The organism is Psychrobacter phenylpyruvicus DSM 7000 = NBRC 102152 (assembly GCF_000685805.1).
Lineage (GTDB): Bacteria > Pseudomonadota > Gammaproteobacteria > Pseudomonadales > Moraxellaceae > Psychrobacter > Psychrobacter phenylpyruvicus.
On the sequence record NZ_JMKP01000006.1, the window covers coordinates 1 to 23,981 of the forward strand.

Below are 23,981 nucleotides of genomic sequence, written 5' to 3' on the forward strand. Positions count from 1 at the left end.
AAGTTAGGGTAAGAGCCAAGGTTTGGAAACCAAGACAGCCAGTGGTTTTTAAAATATTGCCAGATTTGTTTGTCTTGATCCATGCCCATAAACTCACCAACTAGCTCCATACATATAATTTCAGTATCGCTAAGTTTAGGCGCAAATCCGCCTCTTCTTAACGGTTTTTGAACGACTAAGTTGTAATATTGCTCTACCATCAGATAGATATTAATGATAAATTCGTCAAGTGGCATCTCATTGTCCTTGGTCTTCTTGGTCGAAAACTTTAAGGATAGTGAGGTGTCATTTTTTTTCAACCCCTAAAAGTGTTGAGAGTGGGGTTAATATAGTGTCCCATTAGTGACCTCCTCCATGAGCCATACCTTTAGACTGAGGCTTCATAACAAATTCAGGCTCTTCAACCTGCTCAGGCTTCCAAGTACGAATAATCGCAATGAATAAGCCAATAATAAAGAAGGCAGAAGGGGGTAGTAGCAACAAGCCATTCGGCACATACCAGCCGCCATCGGTTACAGGGTTAAGTAGGGTGAAGCCTAAGATGCTTCCATTACCTAATAACTCACGGATAACCGCAACGAATAGTAGAACAGCAGAATAACCAAGACCGTTACCAATACCATCTAAGAAGCTAGGTACAGGTGGGTTACTCATCGCAAACGCTTCAGCACGACCCATTACAATACAGTTGGTAATAATTAGACCAACGAATACCGATAGTGATTTACTGACATCATAAGCAACCGCTTTAAGGATCTGGTCAACCACGATTACAAGAGATGCAATAATGGTCATCTGTACAATAATACGAATGCTTGAGGGAATACGATTACGAATAATTGAGATAAAAAAGCTTGAAAACGCGGTTACTAAGGTTAGTGCAATACACATAACCAAAGCGTTTTGCACGCTTGTTGTTACCGCCAACGCCGAACAAATACCCAGAATCTGTAGAGCGATCGGGTTGTTGTCAAAAATCGGCGTGGTTAAGATTTTTTTAGTATCTGTTGCCATGTTATGCCTCCTCGCCCGTAGTGGTTTCAGTTTGAGCGTTAGCTGCGCTATCAGGAGTGCCACCACGTAAGTTATCTAAGAATGGCTTGTATCCGCGTTCACCAAGCCAGAACTGGATAAGGTTTCGAACACCAACACTGGTCAGGGTTGCACCACTGATACCATCGACCCAGTTTTCGCGGCTTTGACCGGCCTTAGTTACCCCAGTAGCCACTTCACCATTTTCGTCATACGCATGGATACCTTCCCACTGCGCACGCCATTTTGGCTCTTCAATACGAGCACCCAGACCTGGTGTTTCTTTGTGATCGTACCAGCTGATACCTTTAACAGTATTTAAGTCGCCTTCTAGGGTTAAGAAGCCATACATGGTACCCCAAAGGCCATAGCCATGAACAGGAAGTACCATTAACTCAGGCTTACCGTTGGCATCATTTTTTACATAAACTTTGGCAAACTTAGGTACCGCACCAATACTGGCAGGGTCATCATTGCCTAAGTCTGTGCTCAAGGCTTTGTTTTTAGCCGCTTGGTTGGCATCATAGTTGTTAACATCTGTGATACCAGCTTTTGATAAGTCGGCTTCAGTAGCGTACTCACCTTTTTCTAAATCAACCAGTTTGACATCGAAATCGGCAAAGCGTTTTTCAACATCTTCATTAGTGTCTTTGGCTGGGTCAAATAAACCGGCAGCCACTAAAATGTTTTTGTTACGGTCAAGCAGTTGGTTTTCAACTTGAGCTGGCTTTAAGCCTACTGCAACGGCGGATACCATTACAGAACAGACCAAACATAAAACCAGCGCCACCGTGATGGTGGTCATATTTGAGTTTGAACTTTTCTTAGTCTGCTGGGACATGACGCATCCTCCGAGCCGTTTGACGTTTGATGTTTGCTTGAGTGACAAAGTAGTCAAATAATGGCGCAAACAAGTTAGCAAATAAGATCGCTAGCATAATACCTTCTGGGAAGGCTGGGTTGATGACGCGAATTAACACCGTCATGAAACCAATTAAAATACCATAAGCCCAGCGGCCTTTATTGGTATGAGCAGCTGACACAGGGTCTGTTGCCATAAATACCGCACCAAAAGCAAAGCCACCCAATACTAGGTGCCAGTACCAAGGTAGGTTCATCATTAGGTTGTCAGTTGAGCCAATGGCGTTGAAGACCATTGAAGTGGCTACTAGACCGACCACACAGCCCGCGATAATGCGCCAAGAAGCGATACGAGTCCAGATTAGGACGATCATACCTAATAAGATAGCTAGGGTAGAAACTTCACCGATACTGCCTTGCATGTTACCTAAGAAGGCATCCATCCAGGTGATGGCTGAGCCATAAGCATCGACAAACTTATCAGGAGTTACGCCAATGGCCGCTAGACCTAAAGGAGTGGCCCCTGAGAAACCGTCTACTGCAGTCCAAACGGTATCGCCTGACATATAAGCTGGGTAGGCGAAGTATAAGAACGCACGACCTGATAGGGCAGGGTTTAAGAAGTTTTTACCAGTACCACCGAACACTTCTTTTGCAACGACAACACCGAAGCTAATACCTAGCGCCACTTGCCATAATGGGATATCGGGTGGTAAACACAGAGCGAATAGTACAGACGTTACGAAGAAACCTTCGTTCACCTCGTGACCACGAACCACGGCAAAAATGATTTCCCAAGCGATACCTACCACGAAAGTCACAATATAGATAGGTAAGAACTGCATGGCACCATAGACGAAGGCGGCCCAAATGCTATTTGGATCGTAGCCCACCATGTTGGTGATTGCGGTACGCCAACCTTCAGGCTGAAGGCCTAACTGTTGAATGGCCGTTAAGGCTTGGAAGCCAACGTTGTACATACCCCAGAACATAGCAGGGAAGGTACATAACCACACCATAATCATGATGCGTTTTAAATCAATACCATCACGAACGTGAGACGCTGAGTGAGTGGTAGTACCAGGCTGACGTAAGAATGTGTCGAACATTTCGAACACAGCGTAGTATTTCTCGTATTTGCCGCCTTTGGTAAAGCTAGGCTCCATGCGGTCAAACATATTATGTAAGAATTTCATCAGCGTTAGCCCTCCTGCTCGATGCGAGTTAAGTTATCACGCAAGATATCGCCGAACTCGTATTTACCTGGTGAAACGAAAGTACATAAAGCCAAATCTTCTTCATCAAGCTCTAAAGCACCAAGCTCTACTGCTGAGATAATGTCTTCAACAATCAGCGCACGGAGTAATTGGGTTGGCAAGTAGTCTTGCGGCATAACCTCTTCAAAGACACCGATTGGCACCATAGCACGAGGAGAGCCATTGCTTGAGGTGGTGAAGTTGTACTTTTTACCCTTGAAGAACTGCGAGATGTAAATAGGCAGTTTTGAGAAGCGGTTAGCACCTAGACTAAAGAAGTGGAATGCTGGGCGCTCATAACCTTCTTCTAGGACGCTCACTTGGTTGTGAAAACGACCTAGATAAGCAGTACTGGCAATGGTTTTACGACCTGATAATACCGAGCCGGTAATAATACGATTGTCGCCGGCATTTAATTGACCTTGAGTAAGCTCTGTTAGGTCTGCACCACGATCAGTCAACACTAAGTGTGGATTTTTTACACCAGGACCGGCCAAGCTGATTAGGCGGCGAGTATAGATACGACCTGTGGTAAATAGCTTACCAATAGCAATCACGTCTTGAAAACCTATGGTCCAAACCATGACTTCACGGCTTACTGGGTGTAAGAAGTGAATGTGAGTACCCGCATTACCTGCAGGGTGTTTGCCTGCAAAGGCATGGTATTCAGTGCTATTACCCGCTGCAGTATTAGCAGCTTTTGCTAGGTTAGCATTACCATGGTGACAAACATAAGTTTTTGGTGATAAGGTAGAAAGTACCGCAAGGCCGTCATCAAAGGCCTGTTGCTCTTGTTGGATCAGCAACATCGGGTCATAGGCCAATGGGTTGGTATCCATAGCAGTGACGAAAATGGCTTGTGGACGAGAGCCAACCTCTGGACTACGGCTGTATGGACGAGTACGGAAAGCAGTCCATTCACCAGATTTGATTAATTGCGCTTCAACAGCTTCAGAATCAAGCCCAGCCAGTTCATTAGAGGCATATTGCTGAAACGTAACCTCATTAGCATCGGCGCCGGCATTGGGATCAATCTCAATAACCATGCTTTCGAATACTCGGCGTTCGCCACGGTTAATGGCGACGACTTTACCTGAGGCAGGTGCAGTATAAATCACCCCAACACGTTTTTTATCTTCAAAAACGGGTTGGCCTTTAGTGACTATATCACCTTCTTTAACGTTCATTGTAGGCTTCATACCGACATAGTCGTAGCCTACCAGTGCAACGTGCTTTGGAGAATGCTGGGTGATTTCACTGCTGGGTGCGCCAGCAATGGGCAAATCAAGCCCCTTTTTGATGGTAATCATAAGCGAACTTATTCCATAAGCGAAGAAATGCCAGACGTCCTGTCGGTAGTGAACAAGCCACGAACGGTACGGTGACCGAGAGAGACTCTTGCTGGGATAAGAGGGTTTAGCGCAGTACAACGAAAATGCACTTCAGACTGTAAACTCGTAAAATTTAGAATAAATGAGAACGAGCAGTGAGACCTGTGCTAATCTCTTAACATAGAAGACAGTGGCGACTGGCTACCAAAATACATATACAATATAACCTAGGATTATACGTTAAATTACCCTAAAATTGCCAGTCTGTTTCTGAATTTAAGCCATTTTAGGGCATAAATGTAAATTGTAATTTTTATTTGATTCTTCTTTATTTAGCTTAAAAGCTTCTAAAAATATAGGTCTTTGATATGCATAATCAGTCCAAATCTCCCTTGAATAATTCTTTAGACAATTTAAATAAATCAGTGGCGCCACTACTTATCCCTGCTATCGACCTAAAAGATGGCAAATGTGTGCGTCTAAAACAAGGTCGCATGGAAGATGACACAGTGTTCTCTGATGATCCAGTGGCCATGGCAACCCGTTGGGTTAATGAAGGCGCACGTCGTTTACATTTAGTAGACCTTAATGGCGCTTTTGATGGGGTGCCAGTGCATAAGAATGTGGTGATGGAGATTGCTAAGGCACATCCAACTCTACCGGTACAGCTTGGCGGTGGTGTACGTAGCTTACAGACCATTGAGCATTATCTAGCCGCCGGTTTAACCTATATCATTATTGGTACCAAAGCCGTTGAAAATCCAGAGTTCGTGGAAGAGGCTTGTCGTGAGTTTGCAGGTCATATTATCGTCGGTATCGATGCCAAAGACGGTCTGGTAGCCACTCATGGCTGGGCCAATGTGACAGACGTTAAGGCCACTGATTTGGCGAAGCGTTTTGCCGATGCTGGGGTGTCGTCTATCGTTTATACCGATATCGCCCGTGACGGTATGATGCAAGGGGTGAACGTTGAGCAGACTGTTAATTTGGCTCGTGAAGGTGGCCTACCCGTTATCGCTTCAGGTGGCGTGACCAATATGAAAGACATTGAGCTATTAAAGCCTTATGGCGACTGTCTAGAAGGGATTATCACCGGCCGTGCTATTTATGAAGGCACTCTAGATTTGGGTGAAGCACAGGCCTATTTAGACCAATAGAGAACCCTACTATTTGGTTTAGAATGCAATGATGAATAAAGCAAAACAGGATATGAATGTCGCCCTTTTTACAGTTGCCTGAAACTAAAGCTAAATCTAATAAGCAACCCCAAGCTAAGAGAGCCAAAAGCCATAACGCCTGGTTTGGCTCGATTGTGTTATGGATAATAAGCAGTTGTTTATTGTCTCTACCTGCACAGGCTTTAACCAGTGTCGTCCCTGAAGCACAAGCCCAGAGTGACGACACGCCGTCTACAAACATTGAGCAAAATGAGGATAAAGCAGCCGTTGATGGCAACGAGGAGGCCGAGTCTGAAGCCGAAGCGACCGAAGCTGCCTCTGAAGCTTCTGAGCCTGTTAATGTACCTGCAGCGGGTAATCTGACCGATAAGGACACAGTCATTGCGACCAAACCTGATCAGGTTAATGATCAGGATATCAAACAGCGTATTAGTGGGATTTACTCCGAAATTGAAGGGCTTAAAGCGCTCAATGTGAGCGTCAATCAAGGGGTAGTCAGCTTATCTGGTGAAGTGCCTAATGAAAAGAAGGCGCAGCAGGCCATTAGTTTGGCCAATAGGGTTAGCGATGTGGTGGCAGTTGAAGACCGCATTAGCCGTACCCTAGATGTCCAAGACAACGTTACTCCGGTGATTAGTGCGTTAAAACAGCAGTTCCGAGGGTTTATTCATGCTTTGCCCTTATTGCTGGTCGCCATTGTGGTGTTCATTATCGTAGTTTGGTTTGGGTCTTGGCTGGCTCGTCGCGAGTCTTTGTGGCAACGCATTACTCCAAACCCCTTTATTGCTGAGCTACTTGCTCAAACGGTTAAAATATTATTTATCGTTATAGGTCTGCTACTCGGCTTAAGCTTGATGGGGGCTGAAGCAATAATTGGCACACTTTTAGGGGGTGCTGGGGTTATTGGTATTGCGGTGGGTTTTGCGGTCAAAGACACCATTGAAAACTACATTGCTTCGTTAATGCTTAGTATACGCCAGCCCTTTAGGGCGCGGGATTATGTGGATATTAACGGGCAAGAGGGGGTCATAGTACGCCTCACCAGCCGGGCCACTATTCTGATGACGGCAGATGGTAACCAGCTACGTATTCCCAACTCAGAAGTGTTTAAAGCCACCATTTTAAACTACACCAAAAATCCTGAGCGTCGATTTACTTTTCAATTAGCTATGGATGCCAACGATGATCCTCTTGCTGCTATTAAAGTAGGTATTCAGGCAGTTCGAGACTTAGAGTTCGTGCTAGAGGATCCGGAGGCTGTTTGTATTGTTACTGAGGTTAGTGACTCTAATATTCTTCTTGAGTTTCAGGTGTGGGTTGACCAAACCAATACCGATATTACCAAAGCGCGCAGTATTGCCATTAGAGAAGCGAAGCATGCTCTGGAAAATAATGGCTTTATCTTGCCTGAGCCAACCTATCGTATGCACTTTGATAATGAGGTGGAAGAAGCGCTTATTAACTATCTTGCCGCTTGGGAGCAACAAAAATCCCAAGATACTACTAGCCACAACCCTGAACTGCTTAACAAGCTGGCTGAAGAGGCGTTGGCCAGCAGCAAAAGCCGTAAAGCAGATAATCTAGAAAAAGAAAAAGCCAAGGAGCGTGCCAAAGCCATTCTAGGCAATACTCAGGTGGATGAGGTGCTCGATGCCCGACCTGATCCTAAGCTGATGCAAAAAGTAGAGGAAGAGATTCAGGATAATAGTGGGGACCAAGACCTGCTAGATTGCAACAGCCCCCAAGAATAATGGTAAGCCTCTTTGGTTATGGCTTTGATTCTATGTCTTTTGGATCATGATCCGAAAGCAGTCTCAACTTGGCTCCTTAGTGTTGTGCTAGACTAGAATGAAAGTTATCGTTTGTCTCATAAAAACAAGGAGTGTGTCATGTCGTCTAATCAAAACCTACCTCAAGCCCAATCTGCCATTATCATTACTGAGTTTGGTGAGCCTGAAGTATTGCAGTTTATTAATGATGCTGCCGTACCGACAGTCGGTAATGGTCAAGTATTGGTAGAGTTGGCTTATGCGGGCATTAATCCTGTTGATTATAAAACTCGCCAAGGCCTCGGATGGGGTGCTGAGAATATCAAAAATAAGCAGTTTGCCGAGAATAAGCCTGCGATATTAGGCTTTGATATGGCAGGCGAAGTAGTTTCTAGTAATGTAGCACAGTTTGAGGTGGGCGATAAAGTGGCTGCCTTAAACTTTAGCGGTGGCTGCTATGCCCATTACAATAGCGTAGAGGCTGAGCTGCTCACTAAAGTGCCTGAAGGGGTAGATTTAAAAACAGCAGGGGCTGTACCTTGTGTCGGTACTACTGCCAAACAGCTGATTGATTTTGCCGAAATAAAAGCCGGTGAGCACGTGGTAATGAGTGCGCCAGCAGGGGGTGTGGGTCATTTAGCTCTGCAGTTATTAATGAATAAGGTGGATGAAATCGGTATCAAACTGACGGTAATCTGCTCAGCTGAAAAATATCAAAAAATTGCAAGCTTGATCGATACTAGCCAGCTTGAAGGTTGGATTGACTACACCAAAGAAGAGCAGTTCCCTGAGTTAAATGCCGATGTTTTATTGGATTTGGTCGGTGGTGACGCCGGTGAAAAAGCGTTAACTGTGGTTAAAACTGGCGGGCGTGTGGTGGTATTGCCTTCGATTTGGGCCCAAAAGCTAAAAGAGGCGGGCGCTGATAAAAAGCTAGATGTCCAAGGGTTTATCGCCAAGCCAAACGCTGAAGATTTAGCCGAGGTATTGCAACAAATAGCAGCTGGCAAGTTACAGCTACAAATTCAAGCCACGTATCCTTTGGCAGATACTGCTGATGCGCACAAAGCCTTAGAAAAAGGCGATAGCTTTGGCAAAATTGTGCTAGAGATATAAAGTAAGGTTACGGATATAGGGTACGAAAGGTGAGGCTAATTCGACCTTGTTGTACCAATTTCGTTTTAGTGACCGTATGTTTCCAATACTGCTGGGTACTACCTCGCATGACGATCAGCTGTCCTGACTTAAGATGAAGCTCAACTTTGTGTTGAGCTTTTTTATGCTTTAACACAAATTTGCGGGTAGCACCCAACGACAGCGAGGCGATTACCGGTTGATGACCAAGTTCAGGCTCATCATCGGCATGATAACCCATGCCATCCGCTCCAGTGGGGTAGTAGTTTAGCAAGCAACTATTAAAGCAGACTTCTACCCCAATCTCGGATAACTTTTGCTCAACCAATTGTTTCACGTGAAACACTGATTGGTGCCAAGGAGTGATGGCGCGGCTGTGTCCCGAATAGCTATAAGCCAGAGAGCCATCAGTTTCACTGTCGCCCATCCACACAATCTGACGGGTGGTAATGTGGGTCTTACCAAATAATGTTACTTTATCGGACTGCCAAGGCAGCTCAGCTAATAGCTGCTGATATAAACTATCGTCGTCTACTAAGACAATACCTAAATCATTCACTATACCGTCAAAAGGCAGTAGGTTGTAGGAGGGCTCTGGGGCAAATAAATCCATAGCTATAACTCCATAATATAAAGCCTAGAGATAAAGTAGCTTTGCTGCTATTTAACCAAGCTGTCTAGCCAATATGTCAGTAGGCTTGATAATGGAATGGGCTACTTAATCCGCGATTGCTCAAAATTGAAAATGACTTCAGCACAAGCTTTGGGAGCTTCTAGCGGAAGTAGATGGCCATAGTCCGACAGGACAATTCTGTTTTGGATAGGCACCAAACCTTTCCAGCTTTCGCGTACTTTATTGCTATTGAAGATAGATGGCTTGGCCAATATCAAATAGAAAGGGACTTCTTTCTTATTCAGCTTTTTTAGGGCAGGTGTTATGTAAGGGGTGCCAAAGTAGCTAGCCAGCTCTTGTTTGGGCTGAAATAACAAACTAAATCCGGATTGCCCTTTTTCTTTAGCTACCAAGCTGTTTTTGGCAAAAATCTTTAAATGAGCATCGCTAATTCGCTGGAAAGCACGCTTTTGGCGTAAGTCTTGATAATACTCATCGACACTGTCCCAGTCGGTTTGTTTTTTGCGAGTGCTTTTGAATGGCTCTTGGGTCAGTAAAGCCAATCGAGGAATGCGGTTATAGAGCAAAGTCTGTTTTTTGGTAAAGGTGACTGGGTCAATAAGATACAGGGCGGAAAATAAATCAGGTCGTTTGGCGGCAGCCATTGCGGTTGCAGTGGCACCTTGCGAGTGACCCACCCCAATTACTGGGCCGGTTTGGGTCTGTTCCAAAAATTCAATCAATACATCCGCATCTTGTTCTCGGGTCATAACCTTATCGGTAGGTAAATCCGGCCAGTAGCCACGCATCGCTAAGCTGACCACATTAAACTGCTGGCTAAGCTCATTAATTAACGGTTGGTAAACTCCGGTAACGAAGCCATTACCTCCATAAAAGTGAAGCAGAGGCTTTTGCAGCGTGTCCGAATCTGAATAATCAGAGTTCGAAAAATCATAGTATCGTGCTAGCTTGCCCGATAAAGTGATACGGTGTTCATATTGTTGCATTTATGGTTAATCCTTAACACGGAGTGATTTCAATAGTTTATCCCTAACAGCCTTTAAATCCTAGCGACTAATTATGCACAGTGAGGCATTAAATTGTGGTTTATTATGAAACGGATTTAGTGTTGTCCCAGCCACCACCAAGAGATTTATAAATATTTAATAGCATGTTGGCTCGTGCCAGCTTTGAATCAATTCTGCGCTCTTGTAGTTGCTGTAATTCAATTTGGGCATCAAGCGCATTGTCTAATGTTTTATTGCCATAGCGAAATAGTTTTTCGGAATCACTGACCCGTTTTCTTGCTTGTTGTTCAGCCGTGTTTAGAAGAGTGTTTTGCTGCTTTAAAGCTTGGTGTGCCTGATAGGCGCTATCCACCTCACCCAAGGCTTGTAAAATGCTTTGGTCATATTGCAGTAATGCAGTCTGCAAACGGGAGTCAGCACTATCGATATTGGCTTGAATGCGTCCGTTGGTAAAGATAGGCACGTTGATGCCCACGCTTAATAGGCTGCCCCAGCCTTTCAATGCAGGAACATCGCTATCAATCTCTATGCGTCCACCTTGGCCCAAGAAGTTAATGGAGAAGCGAGGCAATAAGTCCGCTTCTGCACTAGCTAGCTTGGCTGAATAAGCTTTAATTTGTGAAGCATAAGCGCGAATATCAGGCCGGCGCTCTAGAAGACCCTGCGGGGTTTGACCACTAGGTGCCTCAGGCTGATGCTCCAGCACATCTATAGTAGATCGGGGTAGCTCAAAACTTTGTGGCACCTGACCGATCAATACCGCAATACTGCGAACATGGGCCTCACGCTCAGCTTGAAAGGTGCTCTTTTTGGCACGAGCAGCATTGAGCTTGCTTGCAATATTATTAACCTCTTCAATAGTGACGTGTCCAGCGTTAAAGCGGCCTTTGACGTAACGCTGATAGCGGAGTAATGTTTCAAGGTTTTGATTGGCTATTTGTTCACGTTGTTCAGCGGCCCGTGCTGCTAAGTAGTGCTCTGCAATCTGATTGGACACCAGTAACTGTGCGCCATAAACTTTTTCTTGCATACCCATGACAGCATAGTTAGCAGCATCGATATCACTTTGTTTTTGGCCAAAGATATCAGGCTCCCAAGAAGCTGAAAAACCAACATTAGCATAGGCCGCATCGATATCGCGGCGATCGTATAGGTTAGATGCCCCGGGAATAGGACGAATGAAATCATAGAGCTTGCCATCTTTAGAGGGTTCAATAGAGCCAGTACCAACCCCTGCAGAGCCACCAACTCCGGCTTGAGGGCCAAGATTGGCATTGGCTAAGCGGCTAATAGCCATCGCCTCTTTTAAATTGCTTTCGGCAATACGGATGTCATAGCTGTTTTGTAGGCCTTGGTTGATCAGCTGGCTTAACAAAGGGTCATGCCAATTTTGCCACCATTGACTTATTTGTTGACTGCCTTGGGCTGCTTTAGCCTTATCAAAACTGGCTGGGATAGGCACTTCACTAGTACGCTCTACTTGGGTGGTTTGCGGCGTCTGACAGGCACTAATAAAAAGGGTAAGGGTGCTTAAGGTAGCAATTTTAGTTAAAGAGTGCATAGCTTTATCCTTGTGATATATCCTATATTTTAAAGGTCATAAGCCGCTGATCTGTTGATCTATAACAGCTGGCATTATAGATCTAACTCAAGCGCTCTAGCATGTTTTTGAAACGTGAGAGGGCGTATATCAAAAAAGCGATCCCGATAACTGCCATTATCAACAATTCTGGCCATACAATATCAAAACCAGCGTTTCTAAATAGCACATTCTGAGAAAAATCCACAAACTGGGTGGTTGGCCAATATTCACTAATAGTCTGTGCCATTTCGGGCATATTACTGCGTGGTGCAGTGGCTCCGGAGAACAGTAAGGCTACTACATAGATAGGCAACATCAGTAGCCCAAACTGCGGCATAGTAGGGGCGATAGTGGCGAGCATAATACCCAATGAAGAGATGGAAAATAAATAAATCACCACCCCAAATCCATATAACCATAATGACCCATTTAAGGGAACATTTAAAAAGTATTGCACAAACAAGCCCATTGACAGCATCGAGGCGACCAAAATAACCAAGCTATTGGCGAGGATTTTTGAGAAAACAATTTCAGCCGCATTGACTGGCATTACTAACAAATGCTCAATAGTGCCTCGTTCCCGTTCCCGAATAACAGCCGCCCCTGACAACACAATGGCTAGCAAGGTAATCATATTATCAATTTCCATCACCGGCATATACCAGCGACTCTCTAGGTTGGGGTTATACATCACATTTAGTACTGGTTCGACTACCAACGGAGGATCGGGTTCACTCAAAAAGTTACTGATTTCACGGCTAAAGATTTGTGATATATAGACTTGACCAACACCGGCCTGAGTCATGGTTGTGGCGTCAATAAGCATCTGTACTTCAGGCTTATGGCCTGATAAAACATCGCGCTCAAAGCCAGGCGGGAATTCCAGGACAAATATCAGCTCACCTTTGTCCATTAACTCATCAACTTCTTGCTTCTTTATCTCGACAGGAGGCTGGAAGAATGGGGGCTGTAGGGCATCACGAATTTGATGAGTCAAAGTACTGCGATCATAATCAACCACACCGACAGGAGCATGACGCACATCAGTACTTATACCCTCGGCAACGGTATAAATCGCAACCGTAAAAACCACCACAATCATCACCATTAGGGTCACGTCTTTAAATAAGCTACGTAATTCTTTGATGGTCAGGGTTAGCAGGTTTTTTAAAAAGTGCACTTTATACCTCCTGTTTTTTTAGAAATAAACAGGCCAAGGTGATGTAGATCAGAGCAAATAGTGCCAACATCGCATATTCACTGCCGAAGCTCGACCAACCTAAACCCTTAGTAAAGCCACCAATACTAATGCGTTGATACCAAGAGGCTGGAAAACCAATACCGATAGCATGAGCCACATCGCCCATACTCGATAGCGGGTATAGTAGCCCTGAGTAATTAATGGTTGGGATAAGGGTCACGATAGCCGTCACAAACAAAGCTGCAACTTGAGTGCGCACAAAACTTGAGATTAATAACCCTAGACCGGTAGACACATAAATCAATAATATTGCCCCAAAGGTCATGGCAGTAAAGGAGCCTTTGAAAGGGACTTTAAATAAAAATACCGCCATAATTACCAGTAGAATATAATTTATCAATCCCAGGCCAACATAAGGTAGCTGCTTGCCTAAAAGGTATTGGGCAACACTCGCCGGTGAGGAGTATAGGTTGGAGATTGAACCAACCTCTCTCTCGCGGACCACGCCCAATGCGGTCATCATCGCTGGGATAAGCATCAATACCATCATCAATACACTGGGGACAACCGCGTTGACGCTTCTAAAGTCTTGGTTGTACATAAACCGGGGTTCTAAAGAAGCGGCTGGTGTTAAATCCAGGGGTAGCCCGGTCTCTTGTATCCTATCCATGGTATACGTCATCATTATGCCTCCGACATAACCTTGCATAGTCTCAGCGTTAAAGGGTAATGAGCCATCGATATAAAAACTCACTTCAGGCTGTCTTTGTGCTATCAAGTCGCGACCAAAGTCTGTTGGAATGTCGATAATCATTTTCGCCTCAGAGCTCCTTAAAGCTCGTTGGGCTTGATCGAGAGATTGTACAGGAGGCTGAGATATAAAATAGTCGCTCCCAGAGAAGTATTCTTCTAATTGGCGACTCTGTGCCGAATCATCCTGATCCAAAACAGAAAAAGGCAGGTTATTAACATCAAAAGAGATACTCCAGCCGGTCATAACCATCAAGATTATGGGCCCAAAAATAGCAAAAAACAGCCTGATTTTATCGCGCATCAGCTCTTTGCTTTCTCGAGTAGCAAAGGTCCATACTGAAGAAAACCAAAACTTAATGCCTTCGGTTTTATCCGCTGTAACTTCTGGATTGTCTGTTCTATCTGAATTGTCTGGCTTGATATTGCTCAACTGTGCCATTGCTTCAGATTGCTGCTCTGGCTCTTGTTGCGAGGTTTCGACACCCTCACTATTTGGGTCGTCTTCGTTCTCAGCATCGATTAGATATTGAACAAAAGCCTCTTCCAGATTAGGCGCCTGCTTATTTTCAATAAGCTCCTCTGGGGTACCAATGCCAAGCACTTGGCCTCGGTGCATAAAAGAGATACGATCGCAGCGGCTCGCTTCATTCATAAAGTGGGTAGAAACGAAAATAGTGATTTTGTCTTCACGTGAAAGCTTCAGTAGATGTTGCCAAAACATATCACGAGCAGCAGGATCAACCCCTGAGGTTGGCTCATCTAAAATCAACACTTCGGGTTGGTGCAAACAAGCCGCCGCTAGCTGCAGCCTTTGCTTCATACCTAGAGATAAGGATTCAGGCTGGGTATCTTCAACTTGTTTTAGCTCAAACTGCTGTAACATTTTTTCGACGGCTTGTTCACCGCGTTCGCCTTCGATCTGATACAGGCGGGCGTGTAGCTCAAGGTTTTGGCGGACACTGAGTTCGGTGTACAAAGAGAAGGCTTGCGACATATAGCCCACACGCATCCGGGTCGACATGTCGCTGGCATCTACCGGTTGACCGAGTAACTTAGCGCTACCTTCGGTACTTTCAATAAGGCCAGTTAGCATTTTCATAGTGGTAGATTTACCACAGCCATTAGAGCCTAAAAAGCCGAAGATTTCCCCTTTTTCGATACGGAAGCTGACATGATCAACGGCGGTAAAGTCGCCAAAACGTTTGGTAAGGCCATCGGCCTCAATAGCTGGAGGGGAGTTAGGATCCGCTTCAAAAGGAGTGATTTTAAGTCCTTTGGCTTGTTGCTGCTTCTCGGGAGGTAGTAGTTTGACATAAGCCTCTTCAAGGGACTTAGCATCATACTCTTGCATCACCGTCTTAGTGGGCTGGTCAATTAGCAGCTTGCCATCATCCATCGCTAGCAGGTGTTCGAAGTTTTCGGCTTCATCGATGTAGGCGGTGGCAACCAGCACAGTCATACCTTCACGTTCACTGCGCAAGTCTTCGATTAATGTCCAGAATTGACGACGAGCTAAGGGATCCACGCCGGTGGTAGGCTCATCCAAAATAAGTAAATCAGGGTTGTTTACCAGCGCGCAGCACAGACTTAATTTTTGTTTCATACCCCCAGATAGCTTACCTGCTGCCCGGTCAGGGAAAGGATCAAGTCCGGTAGCCTTTAACAAACGTTCAATGCGTAGCTTTCGCTCACGAGCATTTAAGCCAAATAACCGCGCATGGAATTCGATGTTTTCATAAACAGATAAAGTGGGGTACAAGTTATGACCAAGACCTTGCGGCATGAAAGCAATGCGTTTTAGCATTTTCTCTCTATGCTCTTTGTTGGCCATGTCTTCACCAAATACTTTGACTGACCCTGACTGTATCACTTTAACACCAGCGATGAGGGATAATAAGGTGGATTTTCCCACCCCATCTGGGCCGATGAGGCCAACCGTTGTTCCGGTTGGGATGGTCAATGATATCTGCTCAAGTGCTACTGTTTTATTATAATGATGCGATACATCTTGCACAGTCACGGCAGAGTCACGGTCTATGTATTCACTCTCAGCTTGTATCATTAGTTTACTCGTAATCCAATTTTACAGTGATGAATTACCCCAAAACGTTAGCGTCAATGGCTTAGGTTAGCGTCAAAGACTAGGGCAGTGTGCTTCTAACTGTGGTTCTATATAAACAGACAGCTGCTTATCTCTTATCTACCGCTGTATAAACAACCTTTGCTGTTTTGTCTTCTACCGTGCTTTGTTGAAGGCTGCGGTTACTGTGATAAGAAGCAATAACTTATACCTATGGCTTAGTAGCTATAAAAAAATAACTAGGATTGGCCTGTAGTTTCTAATTTTGGATCAGTATTAGCTTGAGATTCAGGCTGTGAGGTAGGTTCAGCGAGTTTAATCTTTAAGTTTTCAGGCCAAGCAGTATCCGCATTAGTACGCACATAACCCATCCCTGTCATGCCTCCTTTTAGCAGACCTTTATATTTTAGAGCAGTCTCAGCAGGCAGCTTTAGTTTCACCTTAAACATAAGTTTTTCACGCTCATTTTGGGTCTCTACAGACTTCGGCGTAAATTGAGCTTCATGGGCTATATAGCTGATCTCTGCCGGCCAGACCATATCTACGCCATCGAGTACGATTCGAGCCTCATCGCCTACTTCTAAAGAGCTCATTTGCTCATTAGGTAAGAAGATATTCATAAACACATCAGAGGTGTCTAGTAAGCTTACAACTTTATTGCCAGCGGCAATGACACTGCCTACTTTGGCAATTTGATACTCAACTCGGCCTGATTTGGGACTGCGAATAGACATGTCGTCGTTGGCTGAGGCAGCAGCGCTCTCTTGAGCTTTTGCTTGTTCGACGCCTGCTTGTGCTTCTGAGATTTGGGCATCTAATCTGCTAAGAGCGGCCACAGCTTCAGAACGAGCTGCTCTAGCAGCTTGTACCGCTGATACCGCGCCATTGTAGGCTGATAATCGTTTGTCTAGTTCTGCGGGAGAAATTAGGCCTTCACGGCGCATTTGACGGGCATTATCCAATTCCAGTTTGGCAACTTTCTGTTGTTCTAATCTGGCATTAATCTCAGCCTCAGCACGAGCAACGGTCTGCTCACCTTGGGCTCGTCCAGCTCTTGCTTGGGAAACAAGTTGGCGAGCTCGTTGTTCATCGGCTTTGGCTGCGGTAAGATTGCTTTCGCTTTGAGTAGAGGAGAGCAGAGCCAACACTTGGTCTTTTTCTACCTCATCACCCTCATCGACTAGCATTTCTTCCACACGTCCTGGGTAAAGGCTAGCGATGTCAAAACGTTCTAACTCCAATCTACCGTTTGAGCTGACAATACCTTCAGGGAGATCTGAGCCTGACTGATAGTGTTGCCAGATAAAGAACCCAATAATAGCGATAGCAAGTAGCAGAATTAAAATCCATATGTTCTTTTTCTTCATAACAGTTCCTAAGCAGTCATTGTTATCAGCTAATTAGTTTATATAGAATAATCTAATAATCATATACTTTTGAAGATTAAATCCGAGCTTGAATTTATTGTCAAGTAAATAGGTTAGCCCAACCCCGTTTTTATTAGTTATCTAAGACCTTAACCCTTATAGCAATAAGGCTAAAGATAAACCATAATAACGTTAACTGTCTTCACTGTCATCTTCACCCAAGAAACCGCCACTCTGACGCTCCCAAAGACTTGCATATACTCCATTTTTTGCCAATAGCTCTTCATGGGTGCCTTGTTCAATGATCTGGCCTTTGTCCATGACTACTAAGCGATCTAGGGCAGCAATAGTGGACAGACGGTGGGCAATGGCAATCACAGTTTTGCCCTCCATCATCGCATTAAGACTTTCGGTAATGGCATGCTCGACTTCGGAATCTAAGGCACTGGTCGCTTCATCAAGTAGCAAGATAGGGGCATTTTTTAGCATCACTCGAGCGATGGCGATACGCTGACGCTGACCCCCTGAGAGTTTGACACCACGCTCACCCACTTGGGTATCCAGACCGGTATGGCCTTTTGCATCATGCAACTCTTGGATAAACTCCCAAGCCTGCGCTTCTTTACACGCCTCAATAATCTCCGCATCAGTGGCTGTAGGACGACCATAAGCAATGTTCTCACGCACGGTACGGTGTAACAGCGAGGTGTCTTGAGTCACCATACCAATCTGGCGACGTAGACTCTCTTGGGTCACCTGGTCAATGGCTTGGTCATCAATAGTGATACGCCCAGAGTCAACATCATAGAAGCGTAATAATAGATTGACCAGAGTCGATTTGCCTGCTCCAGAACGACCTACGAGACCGATCTTTTCGCCAGGTTTGATATCCAAATTAAAGTTATCAAGCAGTTTGACATAGTTGCCTGGCGCCTCGCTATGATCAAGGCTATCCTCTGCGGTAGCGACTTTAAGACCCATACTCGCTTTAGAAGAGCCTTCATAACCAAAGTCTACGTTTTCAAACTTAATATGGCCCTCTTTGATAGTCAACTCTTTGGCATCGGCGACATCCACCACTTTTTGTGGTGTAGATAAAGTGCGAATACCATCTTGTACGGTACCGATACTCTCAAACAAGCTGGCCATCTGCCACATAATCCAGTGGGTCATGCTGTTCAATCTTAAGGCCATTGCCGTCGCCATCGCCAGCGCCCCAACGCCAACATCACCTCGTTGCCAGAGATAAAGACCAATAGCGGCGGTACTACCGATTAAGGTGACACTGACTAGATGGTTGACGAACTCCAGCGTAGTCACCCAACGCATCTGAGCATGTACTGTGCCCAAAAACTGTTGCATCGCTGCTTTAGCATAGCCCAGCTCACGCCGAGAATGGCTAAATAGCTTAACTGTCATGATATTGGCATAAGCATCGGTAATACGCCCTGTCATCAGTGCTCGGGCATTGGCTTGAATACTCGCTGTTTGTCTCAGTTTAGGTAAGAAATACCATAACGTTGCGCCAAACATGACTATCCAAAGAGCAAAGGGAATAAGCAGTAGGCTATCAAGCTGAAATAAAATGATGCCACTGGTCACAAAGAACACTAAGACGTAAGTCATCATATCGACGACGGTAATAATGGTCTCTCGTACCGCCAGCGCGGTCTGCATTACCTTGGCAGAAACTCGGCCAGAGAACTCGTTTTGATAGAATTCCATCGATTGACCCAGCATGCGTTTATGAAAACGCCAGCGCATCTGCATCGGGAACACCCCTTGGATCACCTGAAAATGCACCAAAGAGGCCAAACCTACCCAGATAGGGCTCAGTATCAATACCGCAAACATAAGCTTTAAGGTGCCACTTTTCTCCGCCCAAAGTGTGGAAGGGGTATAAATGCCCATCCAGTCGACAAGATCCCCAATCCAAGCATACAGTAACGCCTCATAGACCCCGATACCTGCGGTGAATATCATAAATAGGATTAACCATTTACGTAGCCCATAGGTACAGGCCCAAAGAAACTTAAATAATCCCTGTTTCGGCAACGGGATTTTATTCTCTGGGAAGGCCGATAAACGGGTTTCGAAGAAATTAAACAGCTTATTCATAGGCATTCATTACTATTTATAGTTATTTTTGGCGTTGGGCGGGGTGCGATGTTGGTTGTGATATTACGCTTATTGTAAGTGAAATTGAACTTAAAACAGAGGTTGAACTTCAAAAAAGCTATTGGCGCTGTAAGCAATATTGAGGCATTAGCCCATTCAAAAAGCCATTAGCCAAGCCCTATATGAGGTATAAATTGGCAACTTAAACGACTTAAATAAAATCCAACTAGTAAGGCTAGCTGCCAAAGCGGTTAGCAATACGCTGTACTGCGCTCAAATAGCCGCTACCGAATAAGTTCAGATGATTAAGGTAGTGATAAAGGTTATATACGTCTAACCGATCTGTAAACCCTTCTTCAACTAGGCCATAACCGGCATAAGCGTCATAAAACTCCTTGCTAAAACCTCCAAATAACTGGGTCATGGCCAGATCAGTTTCAGGATGGCCAACGTAGACAGCAGGATCGATCAAGTACCCAAGCACTTCGCTACTATTGGCTGAGGTATTGCCTAACATCGCGTTCCCGGCCCATAAGTCACCATGTAGCAGGCTAGGTCTAGGTTGACCTGTATTATCTGTCAGCGGATAGTCAGGTAGATATTGCTGTAATTTGTGTTGTATTCGCTCGATCTGTTGTACGGTTTGGCGGTTTATCAGTTGCTTGTCGAATGCCATTTTGGTTTGTTGGCCCAATCTTTGAGTGGCAAAGAACTCATGCCAGTCCGCGCTCCAAGGATTGTACTGAGGATTGCTACCGATAAAGTTATCTTCAAACCATCCCGCGTACCATGTCTGGATTTGCTGCTCAGTTTGCTGCTGGGCCTCAGTATCTGGGTTTGTAGCCTTGGCTTCTACTGAATCAGGTTGTGGTGGCAGTGCTTGATGTAAAGTAGCCAGTTGTGAGGCTAAGTCATGCCAACCCTGTGATTTATTAGTAGCACCTTTTGAGCCTTGAGAAGAGTGAATCACCGATAATAATAAAAAACTACACCCTAGCTCATTATCTATGCCAAAGCATAACGGTTGACAGGTGCGAGCCCCCGTCGCCCGAATGGCCACTAGCCCCGCTACTTCGGCAGAGAGTAGGCGAGCATTATCCACGCTATTTTGTTTCAAAAATATTTGCCTATGCTCAGGGTCAACGCTATCTAAAGTTAGTAAACCAGAGTCATTAATATCACCGCCAGAGACCGGCTTTAGATTGACATCATCTATGGAGTCAATAACGGTACTGCTAAGCGAGTTTATGGCTTCAATTAGGCTGTCAAAGCGTGGGACAGTCTCTAGAAAAGCATTTATTGAGTTTGGATCTGTAGTTTCAGAAACTAAATGATTCATCGTCATAAGCCAAATAGGTAAATGAATTGAGTCAAATTAACGTAGCTTAGGGGTTATATCGAAGTATCAAGCAAAGAAAACGGTAAATGACGTTAAAATTTGTTAGACTGTAATATATTGTTACATATTACTTTTGGATTCTCCCGTTATGACCTACCTTATCATTGCTGTCCTTTGTAGTGTCGCTGTTTCGGTGCTACTTAAAGTGTTACGTCAAAATAATATCGATATTCGTCAAACCATCGTGGCCGGCTATCCTGTGGCTTTTTTATTAACTTGGCTTTTATTAAAGCCAGACCTTAGTGCCACGGCGGATTTAGGCAGTTCTTGGACCATTATACTACTGCTGGGCATCTTGTTGCCGTTGGTGTTTGTTATTCTGGGGCGTGCCATTGAATCGGTCGGGATGATTGCTTCGGATGCTGCACAGCGGTTGTCGCTTATCATTCCTATCGCAGCTGCATTTTTGCTATTTGATGAAGTGCTAACCCTGCAACGCACTTGGGGAATATTTATAGGCTTTATGGCTCTGATAGCTTTGCTGTACCGGAAACCTGATGCGATCGTTGCCGGTCGCTTCGTCAAGACTCCGACGCACCTGAATGAAAATTCTGGCTCAAAGAAGGTAGCCCCCTGGTTTTGGCTGCTAGGGGTGTGGCTCGGCTACGGTGTTATTGATATTTTATTCAAACAAGTGGCTAAGCAGGGGGCTGCTTTTCCGTTGACCATATTTATCGCCTTCGGTATAGCTGGGCTACTGTTATTTTTATATTTACTGGTCAATAAGACTCAATGGCAGAGCAAAGCTTTGGCTTCAGGTCTGCTATTAGGCGCGTTAAATATGGGTAATATTTATGCCTATATTAAAGCTCATCAACTGCTTTCAGACTCTCCAAGCATGGTATTTACTGGGATGAACGTAGGGGTAATTGCTGTGGCTACTGTGGTGGGCGTTTTTGTCTTTAAAGAGAAGCTTAATAAGATCAATATGTTGGGTGTTGGGTTGGCTATTGTTTGTGTGTTGGTTTTGTTTTTATAGCAGAGAGGGTTGTTTCGGAGGCAATAGATATTTGCTATCTTAAAGAGGGTGAATGTTTCGTTTAGCTGTTAAACGTTACTTTAACCTTTGAGTATTAGCTCTCAAAAACATAAGCTCTCAAAAAAAATTGGCTCTTAAACCTGAATCAATAGAAGTTCATCATGGCAAAACTAACCGATAAAGTCGCCATCATCACTGGAGCGGCAACAGGTCTAGGCGAGGGCATTGCGAGCGTATATGCGATGCATGGTGCAAAAATCTGTATGATTGATTTGTCCGATAGCGTTGAGCAAACCGCTGAGCGCATTCGTAAGGACTATCAAGCAGAGGTGATCACCTATGTTGGTGATGTCACTGACAAAGCTCAAATGCAAGAGGCTGTAAAGCTAACCTTGGATGCTTTTAACAAAGTTGATATTGCTTGTTGTAATGCCGGCGTGTGCCAATTAGCACCGTTTGAGCAAATGAGTGATGAGATGCGTGACTTTCATATTGATGTGAATATCAAAGGGGTTTGGAATACCTGCCAAGCAGTAATCCCGCAGATGCTAGAGCAAGGCGCAGGTAGCATTGTTATTGCCTCATCTGTAACAGGTGATCTGGTGGCTGACGCAGGTGAAGCCGCTTATGCCATGACCAAATCAGCCTTAGTGGGTCTAACCAAGTGTCTGGCCGTTGAATATGCTGACAGAAATATTCGGGTTAACTGCACACAGCTAGGTTATGCTCGTACTCCGATGGTTGAAAAAATGGCATCAGAATCAAACCCTGATAATCCAGAAGAGGCGATTGATTCCATTGCTCAATCTGTACCGATGAAAAGATTGGCAAAACCGACCGAAGTGGGTGAGCTATTTGCTTTCTTAGGCAGCGATGAGTCAAGTTATTTAACTGGCTCACAAGTGGTTATCGATGGTGGCGCAACTCTACCTGAAACTATAAGTATGGGTACGGCTGAGTAGTTATATTTTGAGTAACTAAACTTTAATCTAAATACGATACGCTCACAACAAAAAACCACCTTCTTTTAAAGAAGGTGGTTTTTTATTGTTTTTTATCAAAGCCCTTACTGCTTAGCAATAAAATCACTCACTTGCTCACTCAAGATATCCCACAGCTTCTGTTGAACCACCTTACTGCGCCAAACATTGTGCGGGCTAAAAAGCACTGTGAGGCTGTTGTTTGGATATTTGTACTCTTTTGGGGGTGATGTTCTGATGTAGTAAACATTAAATATAATTTAATTAGCTGCTATCCAATTAAAAGAAAAGTGAGTAGTATCTTATATTCAAAGAAAAGGTTGTTATTATTGCCTAGTTCATCAATAAAATTCACAGACTCCATTACCATCTACCAAATGACCTTAAAGAGTTACGAATCTGTCTACTCCTTAAGGATATAAACACCAGGCATGGGCTAAAACGATGTGGTCGACGTAAAGCTGGGTATTGAGCGTATGCTAAAGTGCAATCCATAACATGTAGGCTGTGGCTTTAGCCCAGCCAGATTTTAAAAGTTATTAATAGAATAGCTGGGCTAAAGCCACAGCCTACGCTTCAAGTATTTTAAGTAATTGCCCTAATAGAAAGCTACAGCCTACATTTCAAGTTAAATATTTAAATAAGCTAACTTGATATTCATTAGGTAGAATAAAGTTAAATTTAGAAACTTTTGAAGCTTGCGCCACAACATAAAAGCATCTGGTTTTTAAAATCCATATTTACAAGGTCAATAAATGCGTCGCTATATTCGAGACAATACCTATGGCGGATGCTACTTTATAACCTTCGTCTTACAAGATAGGCAGTCATCACTGCTGACGGATTACATCGCTGAATTTCGTATGGCATACCGTGACACCAAAAAGAACTATGATTTCAATTTGGATGCGATGGTCGTTTTACCCGACCATGTTCACATGATTCTGACATTACCTGAGAGTAGCAATAACTATTCAATAATTATTGCCAGTTTGAAAAGCCAGTTCTCTCGTCGAATGAATAAAGAAGAGTCAATATCTCAATCACGACAAAAAAAGCGTGAAAGAGGTATTTGGCAAAGAAGATTTTGGGAACATCGCATACGTGATGATCTAGATTATCAGAGACATATTGAATATATACACTTCAATCCGGTTAAACATGGCTATGTGAATAGTCCAAAAGATTGGCAGTATTCAACATTGCGTAAGTTTATTGATGCAGGAATATATACGCAAGATTGGGGTGAAAATGGTTTATTCGATACCATCGATGTGAAGTATGACTAGGCAAGTCATTTTAGGACTAAATGGTTTAGGT

Annotated in this window: 18 protein-coding genes and 1 pseudogene; 6 read left to right on the top strand and 13 right to left on the bottom strand. The window is 44.3% G+C overall.

Annotation, left to right across the window (positions count from 1 at the left end):
• The 5 genes and pseudogenes from G561_RS13885 to G561_RS0103685 form a co-directional block, all read right to left on the bottom strand.
• Positions 1-236 (bottom strand): annotated as a pseudogene (locus G561_RS13885) (IS982 family transposase); the annotation flags it as partial.
• 103 nt (positions 237-339) lie between these two features.
• Positions 340-1,014: an NADH:ubiquinone reductase (Na(+)-transporting) subunit D gene (locus G561_RS0103670; RefSeq protein ID WP_028858339.1), complete on the bottom strand. Its 675-nt coding sequence runs from the start codon at positions 1,012-1,014 to the stop codon at positions 340-342.
• A gap of 1 nt (position 1,015) precedes the next feature.
• Positions 1,016-1,873 carry a Na(+)-translocating NADH-quinone reductase subunit C gene (locus G561_RS0103675; RefSeq protein ID WP_028858340.1) on the bottom strand — a complete coding sequence of 286 codons (858 nt, stop codon included), beginning with the start codon at positions 1,871-1,873 and terminating at the stop codon, positions 1,016-1,018.
• A complete protein-coding gene (locus G561_RS0103680) occupies positions 1,857-3,089 on the bottom strand; it encodes an NADH:ubiquinone reductase (Na(+)-transporting) subunit B (RefSeq protein WP_028858341.1) in 1,233 nt (410 codons plus the stop codon). The genes G561_RS0103675 and G561_RS0103680 overlap by 17 nt, the downstream gene beginning before the upstream one ends.
• A 5-nt stretch (positions 3,090-3,094) precedes the next feature.
• Positions 3,095-4,459 (bottom strand): Na(+)-translocating NADH-quinone reductase subunit A, encoded by a 1,365-nt coding sequence (locus tag G561_RS0103685; RefSeq protein WP_028858342.1) that lies wholly within the window; start codon positions 4,457-4,459, stop codon positions 3,095-3,097.
• Positions 4,460-4,848: 389 nt separating this feature from the next.
• Between G561_RS0103685 and hisA the strand changes: the two genes are divergently transcribed.
• The 3 genes from hisA to G561_RS0103700 all read left to right on the top strand — a co-directional run bounded on the left by hisA (position 4,849) and on the right by G561_RS0103700 (position 8,543).
• Complete coding sequence (gene hisA, locus G561_RS0103690; protein WP_227674000.1) at positions 4,849-5,637, top strand: 1-(5-phosphoribosyl)-5-[(5-phosphoribosylamino)methylideneamino]imidazole-4-carboxamide isomerase; 789 nt, start codon at positions 4,849-4,851, stop codon at positions 5,635-5,637.
• Positions 5,638-5,693: 56 nt separating this feature from the next.
• Positions 5,694-7,409, top strand: coding sequence for a mechanosensitive ion channel domain-containing protein (locus G561_RS0103695; protein WP_081794360.1), 1,716 nt, complete (start codon positions 5,694-5,696; stop codon positions 7,407-7,409).
• 138 nt (positions 7,410-7,547) lie between these two features.
• Entirely contained in the window at positions 7,548-8,543 is a 996-nt protein-coding gene (locus tag G561_RS0103700; RefSeq protein WP_028858345.1) for an NADP-dependent oxidoreductase, read from the top strand.
• Positions 8,544-8,550: 7 nt separating this feature from the next.
• Here the strand turns inward: G561_RS0103700 and G561_RS0103705 are convergent, their stop codons facing one another.
• The 8 genes from G561_RS0103705 to G561_RS14940 all read right to left on the bottom strand — a co-directional run bounded on the left by G561_RS0103705 (position 8,551) and on the right by G561_RS14940 (position 20,642).
• On the bottom strand, positions 8,551-9,174 hold the full coding sequence (locus G561_RS0103705; RefSeq protein WP_172462164.1) for an alpha-ketoglutarate-dependent dioxygenase AlkB family protein: 624 nt from the start codon (positions 9,172-9,174) through the stop codon (positions 8,551-8,553).
• Between the two features lie 101 nt (positions 9,175-9,275).
• Positions 9,276-10,181 carry an alpha/beta fold hydrolase gene (locus G561_RS0103710; RefSeq protein ID WP_028858347.1) on the bottom strand — a complete coding sequence of 302 codons (906 nt, stop codon included), beginning with the start codon at positions 10,179-10,181 and terminating at the stop codon, positions 9,276-9,278.
• A 103-nt stretch (positions 10,182-10,284) separates the two neighbouring features.
• The gene (locus G561_RS0103715) at positions 10,285-11,763 is read right to left on the bottom strand and encodes an efflux transporter outer membrane subunit (RefSeq protein WP_051584349.1); all 1,479 of its coding nucleotides are present in this window, start codon (positions 11,761-11,763) and stop codon (positions 10,285-10,287) included.
• An 82-nt stretch (positions 11,764-11,845) separates the two neighbouring features.
• Positions 11,846-12,964, bottom strand: coding sequence for an ABC transporter permease (locus G561_RS0103720; protein WP_028858349.1), 1,119 nt, complete (start codon positions 12,962-12,964; stop codon positions 11,846-11,848).
• 1 nt (position 12,965) lies between these two features.
• Positions 12,966-15,800 (bottom strand): ribosome-associated ATPase/putative transporter RbbA, encoded by a 2,835-nt coding sequence (gene rbbA, locus G561_RS0103725; RefSeq protein WP_037031606.1) that lies wholly within the window; start codon positions 15,798-15,800, stop codon positions 12,966-12,968.
• Between the two features lie 257 nt (positions 15,801-16,057).
• Positions 16,058-17,185, bottom strand: a complete 1,128-nt coding sequence (locus tag G561_RS13890; RefSeq protein WP_051584350.1) for an HlyD family secretion protein — start codon at positions 17,183-17,185, stop codon at positions 16,058-16,060.
• 192 nt (positions 17,186-17,377) lie between these two features.
• The gene (locus G561_RS0103735) at positions 17,378-19,303 is read right to left on the bottom strand and encodes an ABC transporter ATP-binding protein (protein WP_037031607.1); all 1,926 of its coding nucleotides are present in this window, start codon (positions 19,301-19,303) and stop codon (positions 17,378-17,380) included.
• Between the two features lie 235 nt (positions 19,304-19,538).
• Entirely contained in the window at positions 19,539-20,642 is a 1,104-nt protein-coding gene (locus tag G561_RS14940) for a fructosamine kinase family protein (protein WP_051584351.1), read from the bottom strand.
• Between the two features lie 148 nt (positions 20,643-20,790).
• On the opposite strand from G561_RS14940, the gene G561_RS0103745 reads away from it, so the two are divergent.
• The 3 genes from G561_RS0103745 (at position 20,791) to G561_RS0103755 (ending at position 23,950) form a co-directional block, all read left to right on the top strand.
• Positions 20,791-21,681, top strand: a complete 891-nt coding sequence (locus G561_RS0103745) for an EamA family transporter (RefSeq protein ID WP_028858352.1) — start codon at positions 20,791-20,793, stop codon at positions 21,679-21,681.
• Positions 21,682-21,842: 161 nt separating this feature from the next.
• Positions 21,843-22,643 carry an SDR family oxidoreductase UcpA gene (gene ucpA, locus G561_RS0103750; protein WP_028858353.1) on the top strand — a complete coding sequence of 267 codons (801 nt, stop codon included), beginning with the start codon at positions 21,843-21,845 and terminating at the stop codon, positions 22,641-22,643.
• Between the two features lie 773 nt (positions 22,644-23,416).
• Positions 23,417-23,950 carry an REP-associated tyrosine transposase gene (locus G561_RS0103755; protein WP_028858354.1) on the top strand — a complete coding sequence of 178 codons (534 nt, stop codon included), beginning with the start codon at positions 23,417-23,419 and terminating at the stop codon, positions 23,948-23,950.
• The last annotated feature ends 31 nt before the right edge of the window (positions 23,951-23,981 follow it).